16 protein-coding genes are annotated in these 12234 nt (G+C 64.5%); 4 read left to right on the plus strand and 12 right to left on the minus strand.

Annotated elements, in window-relative coordinates; genetic code table 11:
* Positions 1–73: 73 nt before the first annotated feature.
* Positions 74–517 carry a hypothetical protein gene (locus ACQR03_RS16320; RefSeq protein WP_315713841.1) on the plus strand — a complete coding sequence of 148 codons (444 nt, stop codon included), beginning with the start codon at positions 74–76 and terminating at the stop codon, positions 515–517.
* Between the two features lie 91 nt (positions 518–608).
* Here ACQR03_RS16320 and ACQR03_RS16325 read toward each other — a convergent pair whose 3' ends face one another.
* Positions 609–1049, minus strand: coding sequence for a hypothetical protein (locus ACQR03_RS16325; protein ID WP_315713840.1), 441 nt, complete (start codon positions 1047–1049; stop codon positions 609–611).
* Positions 1050–1427: 378 nt separating this feature from the next.
* On the opposite strand from ACQR03_RS16325, the gene ACQR03_RS16330 reads away from it, so the two are divergent.
* Positions 1428–1913, plus strand: a complete 486-nt coding sequence (locus tag ACQR03_RS16330; protein WP_434841730.1) for an energy transducer TonB family protein — start codon at positions 1428–1430, stop codon at positions 1911–1913.
* A gap of 78 nt (positions 1914–1991) precedes the next feature.
* Here the strand turns inward: ACQR03_RS16330 and ACQR03_RS16335 are convergent, their stop codons facing one another.
* The gene (locus tag ACQR03_RS16335; protein ID WP_315713838.1) at positions 1992–2795 is read right to left on the minus strand and encodes a response regulator; all 804 of its coding nucleotides are present in this window, start codon (positions 2793–2795) and stop codon (positions 1992–1994) included.
* Between the two features lie 196 nt (positions 2796–2991).
* Here ACQR03_RS16335 and ACQR03_RS16340 point away from each other — a divergent pair, with 196 nt between their 5' ends.
* Together ACQR03_RS16340 and ACQR03_RS16345 are read left to right on the plus strand one after the other, a co-directional pair.
* Positions 2992–3228 (plus strand): NepR family anti-sigma factor, encoded by a 237-nt coding sequence (locus tag ACQR03_RS16340; RefSeq protein ID WP_315713837.1) that lies wholly within the window; start codon positions 2992–2994, stop codon positions 3226–3228.
* A complete protein-coding gene (locus tag ACQR03_RS16345; RefSeq protein ID WP_006612137.1) occupies positions 3229–3777 on the plus strand; it encodes a sigma-70 family RNA polymerase sigma factor in 549 nt (182 codons plus the stop codon). It abuts the gene before it with no gap.
* A gap of 130 nt (positions 3778–3907) precedes the next feature.
* Here the strand turns inward: ACQR03_RS16345 and ACQR03_RS16350 are convergent, their stop codons facing one another.
* The 10 genes from ACQR03_RS16350 to ACQR03_RS16395 all read right to left on the minus strand — a co-directional run bounded on the left by ACQR03_RS16350 (position 3908) and on the right by ACQR03_RS16395 (position 12200).
* The gene (locus ACQR03_RS16350; protein ID WP_315713836.1) at positions 3908–5563 is read right to left on the minus strand and encodes a CHASE domain-containing protein; all 1656 of its coding nucleotides are present in this window, start codon (positions 5561–5563) and stop codon (positions 3908–3910) included.
* Positions 5564–5856: 293 nt separating this feature from the next.
* Entirely contained in the window at positions 5857–6480 is a 624-nt protein-coding gene (gene ureG / locus ACQR03_RS16355; RefSeq protein ID WP_315713835.1) for an urease accessory protein UreG, read from the minus strand.
* A 68-nt stretch (positions 6481–6548) separates the two neighbouring features.
* Positions 6549–7271: an urease accessory protein UreF gene (locus ACQR03_RS16360; RefSeq protein ID WP_316201597.1), complete on the minus strand. Its 723-nt coding sequence runs from the start codon at positions 7269–7271 to the stop codon at positions 6549–6551.
* Positions 7258–7875 (minus strand): urease accessory protein UreE, encoded by a 618-nt coding sequence (locus ACQR03_RS16365; protein WP_316201471.1) that lies wholly within the window; start codon positions 7873–7875, stop codon positions 7258–7260. Before ACQR03_RS16365 ends, ACQR03_RS16360 begins: the two co-directional genes overlap by 14 nt.
* A gap of 42 nt (positions 7876–7917) precedes the next feature.
* Entirely contained in the window at positions 7918–8217 is a 300-nt protein-coding gene (locus ACQR03_RS16370) for a putative quinol monooxygenase (RefSeq protein WP_315713833.1), read from the minus strand.
* A 47-nt stretch (positions 8218–8264) separates the two neighbouring features.
* Positions 8265–9980 (minus strand): urease subunit alpha, encoded by a 1716-nt coding sequence (gene ureC / locus ACQR03_RS16375; protein ID WP_316169510.1) that lies wholly within the window; start codon positions 9978–9980, stop codon positions 8265–8267.
* A 54-nt stretch (positions 9981–10034) separates the two neighbouring features.
* Positions 10035–10574, minus strand: coding sequence for an HD domain-containing protein (locus ACQR03_RS16380; RefSeq protein ID WP_434841731.1), 540 nt, complete (start codon positions 10572–10574; stop codon positions 10035–10037).
* A gap of 4 nt (positions 10575–10578) precedes the next feature.
* Positions 10579–10884 (minus strand): urease subunit beta, encoded by a 306-nt coding sequence (locus ACQR03_RS16385; RefSeq protein WP_315713829.1) that lies wholly within the window; start codon positions 10882–10884, stop codon positions 10579–10581.
* 128 nt (positions 10885–11012) lie between these two features.
* Positions 11013–11315: an urease subunit gamma gene (locus ACQR03_RS16390; RefSeq protein ID WP_315713828.1), complete on the minus strand. Its 303-nt coding sequence runs from the start codon at positions 11313–11315 to the stop codon at positions 11013–11015.
* Between the two features lie 48 nt (positions 11316–11363).
* Complete coding sequence (locus ACQR03_RS16395; protein ID WP_316172656.1) at positions 11364–12200, minus strand: urease accessory protein UreD; 837 nt, start codon at positions 12198–12200, stop codon at positions 11364–11366.
* Positions 12201–12234 lie beyond the last annotated feature (34 nt).

Below are 12234 nucleotides of genomic sequence, written 5' to 3' on the forward strand. Positions count from 1 at the left end.
TTGTTTCGGCGCCGCGTTATCGGCGCCGATTTGAGTTTGTTGCGCAGATGAACGAGACGAGGAGGAGAATGACATGCTGCAGCGCCTGATTGCGGACTTCCAGGAATCGACCGGGCATGCCGTTCGGCTCACATCGCTCGCAATCGCTGCAGCGGTCGGACTGTTCGTAACCACGAGCTTTCTGTGCGCCGCAGCTTTTGTCGCCGTCCTGGATCGTTACGGGCTCGTGGCCGCGTGCCTCACAGGTGCCGCCATCTTCTTCGTGGTGACGTTGATGGCCGCAATCAGCTACATGGCGCGCAAGCGCGCAATCGAGAGTCGTGCCGCGCGGACCGCGGAAACGGCGCGGTCGGCAGTCCAATCTGCTTTCGCAGACCCGATGTTGTTGGCTAGCGGCCTGCAGATCGTCCGCATGATTGGCATCAAGCGGCTGATTCCCATTCTGGCTTTGGGCGGTCTGGCGCTCGGATTCATGGTCAGCCGCCCAGCCGCGGAGGAGCAAACTCCCGCAGAGTGAGGACTGCCCCTGACCGTCATCGGACGGCTTTTATCATTTGCCAGGCGTTGATCCGCCGCTTGAGCCGCGGGCCTGGTGCGAGGGGCTGTAACTAAGTCACACACCGTCCCGGTTGCAGGCGCTTGGCGATCTCCGTCAGCACGGACACCGACGGCTCGCACGCCACCGGATGCTTGACGGCCTGCCGCTCGTTGCCGGTGGTGATGAGCTGCGATCCCTGCGGCGATGGTAACGAGCCCGCGCTTACACCCGTGGGGTTGAAGGGAAGCCGCACCAAGAAGGAGGTCTCCGCGAAGGCTGCCAGCTTGATCGACACAGTCTGCGACGGCGCCGCAGTACCGTTTTGTTTGGCGCGGTCAGCCTTGGCGGCCCGGTTCACGTCATTCGCGGTTGCGACGATCGGCTGGGGAGAGGGGCTCTGAACCGGCAGGTTGGCGCCAAGATCATGGCCTGAAGCCAGTTGCATTGCGCCCACGAGCATCGCGGAAGCCGCAAGCGAACCCAAAACGATAACCTTCCTGGTCTGCGACATGTCTCTGCTCCCCTCGCCGTAAGGCGATCGGCATACCAACGTAAGTCGCAGGAACTGGGTTCTCGGTTGGGCAAATCACTTAACCGTGTGTAAACTGCGGCGGTATTCTTCAATTTCATGGCGCCAAAAAATTCGATCTCACGCGGAACGACTTTTCGGGTCGCGCGTCATCTCGGCAGCCGGTTATTCCCCCTGCCCCATTGACCGGCGACGCGGGGCACCGCCGTGGTGATGCCGGCGGTGCCCCGCATTCTTTCCTGATCCACCCTTCCGGTCAGATCGCGGCCCCGACATTCGCGGCGCTTTATCCCCTTTTCGTCCCGGTTATATGTTGAAGCAGCGCGGCTGCGTTCATGGTCCGCGCACGTGGGGGCAGGGATGCTGAGCTCGCTGGATCGCGTCGGCGTATGGAGAGGGTTTGGACTGGCGCTGGTTCTCGTGTGCCTGTTTCCCGGGATTGCAGCGGCCTACGGCGCCAGGGAAACTTGGATCAAGAACCTCGTCGCACAATTGAAGGTTCAGCGTCGCTATCCGCCGCAGGCCTCGGATCAGGGCGGGACGGCCAAGGTCCTGTTTCACATCGACCGCGAAGGCCACCTCATCTCGGCGGCGCTGGCCGAAACGACCGGTGACCCCGCGCTCGACCGGGAAGCGCTCGCCATGGTGGAGCGAGCCCAACCATTTGCGCCACCGCCGCCGGAACTGGCGGACGGCGATCTCACTTTTCTCGTGCCGATCGTGTTCGCGCCTCGACGGACGTCCGCAATCATCCGGCTTGAGGAGACAACGTTGAAGCTCCAAGAGACCAAGCCGAATGACGCGACGCTGAAGGCACGGCTCAACGGCGTGTGCCGCGGCTGCTGATCTCGTCTTCGATGCTGCAACGAAATCCGGCGCGCTCCGTGAGGAACGCGCCGGGGCGACGTTGTGCGCGCGGCTTGATCAGGCCGCCGGCTTGGGCATCCTGTTGCGCGAGTTGCGCTGGAAGAACAGAGCCTGGCTGGCGACTGCCGACACCATGGCCGGCTGGAACGGCTTTGAGATCAGGAACGCCGGTTCGGGCCGCTCACCCGTGAGGAAGCGCTCCGGATAGGCGGTAATGAAGACCACCGGCACTTCGAAGGTGCGCAGCAGCTCGTTGACGGCATCCAGGCCGGACGAACCATCTGCGAGCTGAATATCAGCCAGGATCAGACCGGGCTTCTTGTTCTTGGCCAGAGCCACCGCGTCGGCATGGGTGCGGGCCACGCCGATCACGTTGTGACCGAGATTCTTGACGAGGCTCTCAAGGTCCATCGCGATGAAGGTCTCATCCTCGATGATCAGGACATCGGTGGCGATCTCGGCGGCGAGCTCACGTCCGGCTGCATCCGCCAGCCGGCGGGTTTCCGCGACGTCGATGTCGAGGATGAAGGCCACTTCCTCCTCGGGAAAACCCTCGAGCGAGAGCAGCAGGAAGGCCTGGCGGGGCAAGGGGGTGATGTTGGAGAGGCGCCGCTCCGGCGGCATCGGCAGAGTCGCCACTTCGGCGTCGTCGTTGAGCGCCACCGAGTTCCAGATCTGCGTGAACAGCCTGAACAGCGCAGCCCGCGGGCCATAGCGCTCGTCCAGCAGAGCGGGATCCTGAATCAGCGCCTCGAGCATCGCTCCGACATAGGCGTCTCCGGAACCCTGGCTGCCGGTGAGGGCCCTCGCATACCGGCGCAACAGCGGCAAATGTTCAGCAACAAGCTGTGATCGGCTCATCCCCACTCCATTCGGTCATCTGGGCTTCCCGCCCGGGTTCCATGATGGGCTGATTACGCCCGAACCGACGAAAAGTTCCCCAAACGCGTGGAACTTTTATCGCCCCGTCGCATTAGTTCCCGACAGACCCTCTCGGTGGCGAGAATAATTCTTGAAGCTTCAGGGACTTAACTCTCGGGGAAACGTGGAAAAGGTCATGAAAGATGTAAAGTCTCAAGCCAGCAAGAATGCGGCACCGCGCAAGCCCGGCGGACTGAACGCGGAAATTCAATCCAGAATCGGTCATCAACTCCGCGCGATGTACGACGACGTCGTCCGTCAGGGAGTGCCGGACCGCTTCGCGGATCTGGTGCGGAAGCTTGATGCGCCGGCAGCACAGTCCCACGTGGAGAACGGCGGGGGATCCAACGACCAAACCGACGGGAGGGAGTGAATGCCTCTCACTGATTCCTTGCGGGACGATATCCTCGCGGCCGTCCCCAGCCTTCGCGCATTTGCGATTTCCTTGAGTGGTAACAGCGATCGTGCCGACGACCTCGTGCAGGAAACCCTGCTCCGGGCGCTGGCCAACATCGACTCGTTTCAACCGGGATCGAATCTGCCTGCCTGGCTGTTCACGATCCTGCGCAACCTGTTCCGATCCGACTACCGCAAACGCCGGCGCGAAGTGGAGGATGCCGAAGGGAACTACGCCAAGACGCTCAAGACGCATCCCTCGCAGGGCGCGCATCTCGAGTTCGAGGAGTTCCGCGCGGCGCTCGAGAAGCTGCCTCAGGACCAGCGCGAGGCGCTGATCCTGGTCGGTGCATCGGGCTTCTCCTACGAGGATGCGGCAGCGATCTGCGGCTGCGCGGTGGGCACCATCAAGAGCCGCGTGAACCGCGCGCGCTCGAAGCTGGCAGCGCTGCTCTATGTCGAAGGCGCCGAGGATTTCGGCCCGGACGAGACCGTGCGGGCGGTGATCGGCGGCAGCGGCGGCTGATCAGCCAAGCCGTCGCAAACGAACCAGCAAAGAGGCGGCTCGCGAAAGAGCCGCCTCTTCTTGTTGTTGTTGATCACTTGCACTCGGGCATCGTGCGCCCTGGCATCCTGTTTGCCGACGAGCGCTGCGGCTATCGCGCCGGATGCACCGGCGCGGAGAACTGCTCGGTGCGATCGCGCTCGGTCATGTCGATCACCGTCTCCATCGGAGCGGTCAGCTCATACACATAGCTCGCCTCGGTGAAGAAGCGCTTTGACGTGCCGCCGAGCGCCTCCGGTGCCACGCGATCGAGCAGGATCAGTCCGAAATCGCTGTCCGGCCGCCGCGTTGCTTCACTGGTGTTCAATTCCTCCCAACGGAAGTGGAAGACGGCATTCGGCTCCTCGCCGGTCACCTCCCATTTGGCGGTGATGTGCGGGTGCTTTCCCACGAGCGAGAGGCCTTCGTCCGAGTGCGAGGCGAGTTCGAAAAACAGCAGCGACAGGCTCTGCGCGGCACGCGCGCTCACGGTGATGTCGGGTCCGTTGACCGCAATCCTGTCCGCATGCGGGATCGCGCGAGCTTCGAACAGTCCGCGCAATTGCACGCCTTGCCATTGGCTCTCGCTGAGCAGCGTGACGACGTTCGACATCGCATGGATCCGTCCGATCAGCAGCTCGCGTGCGACGTCCATGTCGCTGCCATGACGCAGCGTGCGCGTCACGATGGACTGGATCACCGCCAGGATGTTCTTGACCCGGTGGTTCAGCTCGTCGATGACCGCCGTCAGTCGGCGCTCGAAGCCGATCCGCACCTGGATTTCGCGGCTCAGGCGCAGATTGTTGTAGGCGACGTAGCCGAACAGGCCGCAGATGATACCGGTCAGCGCCATCCCGATGACGCCGACGATCGCCGCGGTCTGTTGCGCGCGCCGGACCGCATTGCCCTTGGCGTAATAGACCAGCGACCAGTCGTGATTGCCGAAGGCCACGGTGCGGGTCGACGACGGAGCAGGATCGTCCGGCCTGCGGGTCCGGCTCGTCACCGCCCCCTGATCGTTGGCAACCAGCTCATCCGAGGCGTTGCGCGGATCCTTCAACGCCACCGAGAACAACGACAGATCGTCATTGGTGAGCAGCAGTGGCCCGATCTCGTAGGAAAACGTCACGAAGCCCGCCGGCGCAGTGGCACCTTGCGGGACGACCGGGGCTGCCAGCACGATCCCGATCGGACCATCGCTCCGCACCAGCGGAGTGGGATCGGATGCGACCGGCTTGCCCTCGGCCATGGCACGCGCGAGCATCGGTCCGACGATCGGCTGCCGGTCGAGTGCGATACCGGGAAGCTTCGAGGTCTCGGCATTGCGTGGCTCGAGATCCATCAGAACGTCCAACGGACGATCGACGTTCGGCCCGAGCGGCATGTCGTCGAAATTGCGAATGGTTGGATTCGGGAAGCCAGCCTGACGCAGCTCGGCTTGCGCGATGGGGAGCTCATCCGGCCGCAGCCGTGCGATCCACGATGCCACCACGAAGTCGGTCTTGAACGCGTAGATCGACGATCGCAGCGGCTCCAGCATATTTGCCTTGATCACGGAGGGAGCGCGGAACAGCCCGGAGGCCACCCGGGCCAGCAGCTCACGTTCGGTCAGCCGGTCCTGGACGAGGCTGGCATGGACGTCGATGGCACGGGCCAGCGCAATGCGATCGAGCGCCAGCTCCTGGTCGTGTACGCGATAGGCGGCCAAGCCGGACAGCGCCGTCCCGACCAGCGCGATCAAACCGATGATGACACCCAGCCGGAGCACTCGTTCACTCTGAAGTAAAGGGTTGGCGAAGGAGGAGACGAGTCATCCAATAACCGGGCCTGCAACTCAAGGACGCACCTCGGGGCGATCGGAAGTGATCGGAGCGATCAGCGGATAGCGATCCCAGGATACCGGTGCATCGGCGCCGAGACGCCTTGGGCAAGGCGCACCCCGGGTCGAGGCAACACCCGAGGGCTCAAGTTGTTCCGGCCGGATGAGGCTTTTTTGCGTCGGTCATTCCAGCAGACGCATCGAGCAACGAAGAGCCGTGCGACGCAGATCCGTCCCCGCGCTCAGGCCGACGGCTTCAGACCGCCCTTGGCTTCGATGAAGCCGATGATCCGGTCAAGCCCCTGGCTCTTCTTCAGGTTGGTCATGACGAAGGGCCGTGAGCCGCGCATGCGCTTGGCATCCGTCTCCATCTTCTCCAGAGAAGCGCCCACATGGGGTGCCAAGTCAATCTTGTTGATCACCAGAAGGTCGGAGCGGGTGATACCCGGTCCGCCCTTCGACGGGATCTTGTCGCCCGCCGCGACGTCGATGACGTAGATCGTGATATCGGCGAGTTCCGGCGAGAACGTTGCGGCGAGGTTGTCGCCGCCCGACTCGATCAACACCAGGTCGAGTCCGGGAAACTTGGCTCGCATGTCGGCCACGGCGGCGAGGTTCATGGACGCGTCCTCGCGGATCGCAGTATGCGGGCAGCCGCCGGTCTCCACGCCGGCGATACGATCCGGAGTCAGCGATCCCGAGCGAACGAGAAACTCCGCGTCCCACTTGGTGTAGATGTCGTTGGTGATCGCAGCGATGTCGTAGTGCTCCCGCATCGACTTGCAGAGCAGATCCATCAACGCAGTCTTGCCGGACCCGACCGGGCCACCGACGCCAACGCGGAGCGGACCGTGAGACGATGCCATGTCATTTATCCTTCTGCCGTGCGCGCGACCGCGCGGGGCCGTGATCGAGCAGCCGTTGCCCCGCTTCATCACGACCGAAACAGCCTTGTATATTGCGTCTCGTGATGAAGGCTTGCGAGATCGGAGCGGAACGTTGCGCCGCCGATGTGATCGAGCGAGGCGAGCAGAGCGCGGTCCGCCGTCGCGGCGACGACCGGTTCCAACGCGGCGAGCACGCGCTGGCTGTCGGTCTGCCCCAACGGTACGAGACGACTGCCGGCGGAAATCCAGTTCGACGTCAGGGCGTGCAGAAAGCCGTGCAGCAGGGGTCCCAGAGGAACGCCGTGAAGCGCGCCGACCAGCCCCACGGCGACCGGATAGACGATGGTCTCACAGCGCGCCACCGCCTCGTCGAGGCCTGCGCAGTTCCAGGCGGACCGCGCGATCTCGATGAAGGCCCGGCCCTGCGCGGTGGTCTCGAGCTGACGCTCGCGCGACGGTACGAACGCGGCCGCAAGCTCGGCCACCTCGCGGAGGCTGGCCATATCGTCGAGCTCGACCGCGCGATACGCGTGCGCGAGGAAAGCCGCGTCGCAGAAGCCGGAGCCGTTGGTCAGCATCGTCGCGAGCCAGCCGCGCAGCTCCCCCGCATCGCCGATGTCGCCTGCCTCCACGGCCCATTCGATGCCGCTCGAATAGGAGAAGCCGCCGATCGGAAACGCCGGCGACAGCCATGTCAGCAGCCGATACAGCGCAGCCGAATCCGCGGCCCTGATTGCAGCCGGCCGAGCCCCCTCCTCATTTGTGCCCATGAGCATGGGAATGACCGTGATCGTGATGGTCATGGCCGCAGTGCTCGTCATGCACGTGATGATCATGTGCATGGCCGTCGTCGTGGCCGTGATGCGCGTGATCGTGCCCGGCATGATCGTGATGATGATCGTGGCCATGGTGATCATGATCATCATGGCCGTGCGCATGGCTGGGCTCGGCGTAGGCGCCGCCTTCCGGATCGAACGGTGCCTCGATCTCGATGACGCGCGCGCCGAGACCCTTGACCATGGCCTCGATCACGTGGTCGCGGCGGATCCGCAGGCTCTTGGCCATGATCTGCGTCGGCAGGTGCCGGTTGCCGAGGTGCCAGGCCAGCCGCACCAGATGATGCGGATCGGAAGCCCGGATCTCGAGCAGCGGCTCGGCCGCCGCCACGACCTCGATCAGCCGGCCGTCCTCCAGCACCAGGGCATCGCCACCGCGCAATGCGGTAGCGTGCTCGAGGTCCAGCAGAAACTCCAGCCCACGCGTTCCGGTCATCACCAGCCGCCGCCGGTGCCGGTCATCGAAATCGAGCAGGACGGAATCGGCGGCAGCCTCCTTCCAACGATGCTGCCCGAGCACGCGTGTCGCGCGGATCATGCTGAAACTCTCATTCTCTTATTGCGCTCACTCTTATTCCGCTCAGCGGACATCGACCTTCTCAGGCGTGATGATCTCGATCTTCGGCGGGGCCGACATGCATTTGACCGCGACGCGCCCGAACGTCTTCATGTGCTCGGTCGCGCGGTGCGGCACCAAGGCCTCGGCGTTCTCCCACTGCTCGACGAAGACCATCTTGCTCGGGTCGGTGACGCTCTCATGCAAATCATAGGCGATATTGCCGGGTTCTTTGCGGGTCCCCGCAATGCAGGCAGCCGCAGCGGCGATGAATTCCGCACGGGTTTCGGGCTTGATGGTCAAGGTGGCAACGACATAGATCACGAACTCGTCCTCCCGGTACTTTTCTGGTTCTGGTACCGGGCGGAAGCTTAGTACATGAAGTAGCGCTGCGCCATGGGCAGCACCTCGGCCGGCTCGCAGGTCAGGAGCTCGCCGTCGGCCCGCACCTCGTATGTCTCCGGATCGACCTCGATGTTGGGCGTCGCATCATTGTGGATCATGCTCTTCTTCGAGATCCTGCCGCGGGTGTTCTGCACCGCGTAGAGCTTCTTCGAAAGGCCGAGCTTGCGGGCGAGCCCGCCGGTGATGGCCGCCTTCGAGGTGAAGATCACGGACGAAGCCGTCAGCGACTTGCCGAACGCGCCGAACATCGGCTGGTAATGCACCGGCTGCGGGGTCGGGATCGAGGCGTTCGGATCGCCCATGGGCGCGGCGACGATGGTGCCGCCCTTGATGACGCAGTCCGGCTTGACGCCGAAGAAGGCGGGCGACCACAGCACGAGGTCGGCGAGCTTGCCCTTCTCGACCGAGCCGATCAGCTTCGACACGCCATGCGCAATCGCCGGGTTGATCGTGTATTTGGCGATGTAGCGCTTGACGCGGAAATTGTCGTTGTCCTTGCCCTTGTCCTGCGGCAGCGCGCCGCGCTGCTTCTTCATCTTGTCGGCGGTCTGCCAGGTCCGGATGATGACCTCGCCGAGCCGGCCCATCGCCTGCGAATCCGATGACATCATCGAGAGCGCGCCGAGATCGTGCAGGATGTCCTCCGCCGCGATCGTCTCCTTGCGGATGCGGCTCTCGGCAAAGGCGAGATCCTCGGCGATCGACGGATCGAGATGGTGGCACACCATCAGCATGTCCAGATGCTCGTCGATGGTGTTGCGCGTGAACGGACGCGTCGGGTTGGTCGAGGACGGCAGCACGTTCTTCAGCCCGGCGACCTTGATGATATCAGGCGCGTGCCCGCCGCCGGCGCCTTCGGTGTGGAAGGCATGAATGGTGCGGCCCTTGAAGGCCTTGATGGTGTCCTCGACGAAGCCGGATTCGTTGAGCGTATCCGAGTGCAGCATCACCTGGATGTCGTGATCGTCCGCGACCGAGAGACAATTGTCGATCGCCGCCGGCGTCGTGCCCCAATCCTCGTGCAGCTTCAGCGCACAGGCGCCGGCCTTGACCATCTCAACCAGCGCGGCCGGGCGCGAGGCGTTGCCCTTGCCGGAGATGCCGAGGTTCACAGGGAAGGCGTCGAACGACTGCATCATCCGCCCGATGTGCCACGGGCCGGGCGTGCAGGTGGTCGCGAAGGTGCCGTGCGACGGGCCGGTGCCGCCGCCGAGCAGGGAGGTGACGCCCGACATCAGCGCGTGCTCGATCTGCTGTGGGCAGATGAAATGGATATGGCTGTCGAAACCGCCGGCGGTGAGGATCTTGCCCTCGCCCGCGATCACGTCGGTCCCGGGGCCGATCACGATGGTGACGCCGGGCTGGATGTCCGGATTGCCGGCCTTGCCGATCGCGCTGATCATGCCCTCTTTGATCGCGACGTCGGCCTTCACGACACCCCAGTGATCCACGATCAACGCATTGGTGATGACCGTGTCCGCGGCGCCCTGCTTGTTGGTCGCCTGCGACTGTCCCATGCCGTCACGGATGACCTTGCCGCCGCCGAACTTCACCTCCTCGCCATAGACAGTGAAGTCCTTCTCGACCTCGATGATCAGGTCGGTGTCGGCGAGCCGGACCTTGTCGCCGGTCGTGGGACCGAACATGTCGGCGTAGACGGAACGCTTGATCTTGACGGACATCGTTGGCCCCCAATTAGCTCTGCTTGTCGTGATGTCGAGACACCGGCGATCCGCTCACAGCGTTCCTCGCGCATTCGCAACCGTCTCATCGAACAGCACATCGAGCCGCGCGTTGACACCGCGGCAGCCGGCGACGACCTGCTCGGCCCAGCCGAGATACTCCATCAGCTCGAGCTGCTGCTCCAGGTCCGGCTCGAAGAAGATTCGGGCGCGGATGTTGCTGATCTTGTCGGCGATCTTGATCTGCTTGGCACCAGCGGACTTGCCGGGCGCGGCGATGACCTGGACCTGGCGCCGCTCGCTCTTCGGCAGGGTCATGTCATCAGTGACTTCCACGACGAGGTCGGCGACACGACACCCAAAGCGCTCCGCCAGCTCATCAGCGGCCGTATCGGTGTCCTCGATGGTGTCGTGCAGCCAGCCTGCCGCGACGAGCTCGGCATCCTCGCCGTCGCAGGTTGCCGATAGGATGTTTGCGACCTCGGCGAGATGATTGATGTAAGGCTCATCGTCGCGGCCCTTGCGCTGCTGGCCGGCGTGACGGCGCGCCGCCAGCTCGGCGGCTTCGGAAACGAGGCACAATCCGGTCAGCATCGGCTTACAACTTGCCCATGACGTCGCCGCGGAAGCCATAGACCATGCGCTTGCCGGCGAGCGCGACCAGTTGCACGTCGCGGGTCTGGCCCGGCTCGAAGCGCACGGCCGTGCCGGCCGCGATGTCGAGCCGCATGCCGCGCGCGCGTCTGCGGTCGAACTTCAGCGCCGGATTGGTCTCGAAGAAATGGTAGTGCGAGCCGACCTGGATCGGCCGGTCGCCGGTGTTCGCGACCGACAGGGTCACGGTCTTGCGGCCGGCATTGAGCTCGATCTCGCCGTCCTGGATGAAGAGTTCGCCGGGGATCATTTCGCTTTTTCTCCGTCATTCCGGGGCGGTCCGCAGGACCGAGCCCGGAATCTCAAACGATTGTTTTCAAGCCACCTCTGGATTCCGGGCCCAGCGCTGCGCGCTGTCCCCGAATGACGTGCAATGACTTAGCGGATCGGCTCGTGCACCGTGACCAGCTTGGTGCCGTCCGGAAACGTCGCCTCGACCTGGATGTCGTGGATCATCTCGGGGATGCCGGGCATCACCTGGTCACGGGTCAGGACCTGCGCGCCGGCCTGCATCAGCTCGGCCACGGTGCGGCCGTCACGCGCGCCTTCCAGGATGAAGTCGGAGATGATCGCGACCGCTTCGGGGTGGTTCAGCTTGACGCCGCGATCCAGCCTGCGGCGGGCCACGATGGCGGCCATCGAGATCAGGAGCTTGTCCTTTTCGCGGGGAGACAGGTTCATGCGGACTCTCTGGTGATGGTCTTTTGGTAGTCATCAGTTGGTAAACGTCTAGTTGAGCCACAGCCGCGGCAGCGGTCCGGCCGATGCGCAGCCGAGCACCGCCATCATGTCGGCGCGCAGGCTTGCGGCATCTTGGGCACAGAAGCGGGCCATTGCAAATCCATTCCAGGCCGATAGCCCGGCCTCTCCCCGGAAGGCCGGCAGGCTCTCCCGGATACGCTCGACCAGCGCGGCGTCCCCGGGCGCGATCAGCGCGGTCCCGATCGCCGCGCCGCCGTTGGCGATGGCGGGCTGCGCCAGCTTGTCGCCGATGTCGCCGTCGAGGCGGACCGTCTCGGCGAACACCAGCTTGCCGCCGCGCCGCACCCGCCAGCGATCGACGAACTCGCCCTCGCGCATGCGCTCGCCCATGGCCGTGCGGCCGAACACGACGATCTCGCACAACAACAGCGAGGCGGTATCGGCAAGGTCGATGTCGATCCGGCGATGGATGCGAGCGCGGTCGAACAGGATGGTCTCCTGCGGCAGCCAGGAGATGTGGGCACCCGCATGGACGGTCAGCGCGATATCGAGCTCTGCGGGCTTGCCAGCGGCGCGATAGACCTTTTCGGCCGCGGCGCTCGACAGCGTGACGCGGCTGCCCTCGCCGGCCGCGACCTCGATCGCAAAGCGGTCGCCGCCGGCGATGCCGCCGGCCGTGTTGACGAACATCGCCGACAGGCCATCGTCCTCGGGCGAGGGAAAGCGCACCCGCAGCGAGCCGGATTCATGCAGATGATGGCGCCGCGTCACGCCGTCCTGCAGCCGCACGTCGAAGCGCACCGCGCCTCGGGCGCGGTTGGCCTCGAAGATGTCGGCAGCGGCGCTGGCGGGATCGGCCCGCATCGATCCCCTCCCCTGGGACCAGACGCGGGCGAGA

The sequence above is a fragment of the Bradyrhizobium sp. HKCCYLS3070 genome (assembly GCF_051167575.1).
Lineage (GTDB): Bacteria > Pseudomonadota > Alphaproteobacteria > Rhizobiales > Xanthobacteraceae > Bradyrhizobium.

Bases quoted from the DNA above. Each gene is read 5' to 3' on its own strand.
- ACQR03_RS16330 (WP_434841730.1), top strand. From the start codon at position 1,428: ATGCTGAGCTCGCTGGATCGCGTCGGCGTATGGAGAGGGTTTGGACTG.
- ACQR03_RS16345 (WP_006612137.1), top strand. From the start codon at position 3,229: ATGCCTCTCACTGATTCCTTGCGGGACGATATCCTCGCGGCCGTCCCC.
- ACQR03_RS16395 (WP_316172656.1), bottom strand. From the start codon at position 12,200: ATGCGGGCCGATCCCGCCAGCGCCGCTGCCGACATCTTCGAGGCCAAC.
- ACQR03_RS16365 (WP_316201471.1), bottom strand. From the start codon at position 7,875: ATGATCCGCGCGACACGCGTGCTCGGGCAGCATCGTTGGAAGGAGGCT.
- ACQR03_RS16390 (WP_315713828.1), bottom strand. From the start codon at position 11,315: ATGAACCTGTCTCCCCGCGAAAAGGACAAGCTCCTGATCTCGATGGCC.
- ACQR03_RS16385 (WP_315713829.1), bottom strand. From the start codon at position 10,884: ATGATCCCCGGCGAACTCTTCATCCAGGACGGCGAGATCGAGCTCAAT.
- ACQR03_RS16320 (WP_315713841.1), top strand. From the start codon at position 74: ATGCTGCAGCGCCTGATTGCGGACTTCCAGGAATCGACCGGGCATGCC.
- ACQR03_RS16380 (WP_434841731.1), bottom strand. From the start codon at position 10,574: ATGCTGACCGGATTGTGCCTCGTTTCCGAAGCCGCCGAGCTGGCGGCG.
- ACQR03_RS16360 (WP_316201597.1), bottom strand. From the start codon at position 7,271: ATGGGCACAAATGAGGAGGGGGCTCGGCCGGCTGCAATCAGGGCCGCG.
- ACQR03_RS16325 (WP_315713840.1), bottom strand. From the start codon at position 1,049: ATGTCGCAGACCAGGAAGGTTATCGTTTTGGGTTCGCTTGCGGCTTCC.
- ACQR03_RS16335 (WP_315713838.1), bottom strand. From the start codon at position 2,795: ATGAGCCGATCACAGCTTGTTGCTGAACATTTGCCGCTGTTGCGCCGG.
- ureG (WP_315713835.1), bottom strand. From the start codon at position 6,480: ATGGCATCGTCTCACGGTCCGCTCCGCGTTGGCGTCGGTGGCCCGGTC.
- ACQR03_RS16340 (WP_315713837.1), top strand. From the start codon at position 2,992: ATGAAAGATGTAAAGTCTCAAGCCAGCAAGAATGCGGCACCGCGCAAG.
- ureC (WP_316169510.1), bottom strand. From the start codon at position 9,980: ATGTCCGTCAAGATCAAGCGTTCCGTCTACGCCGACATGTTCGGTCCC.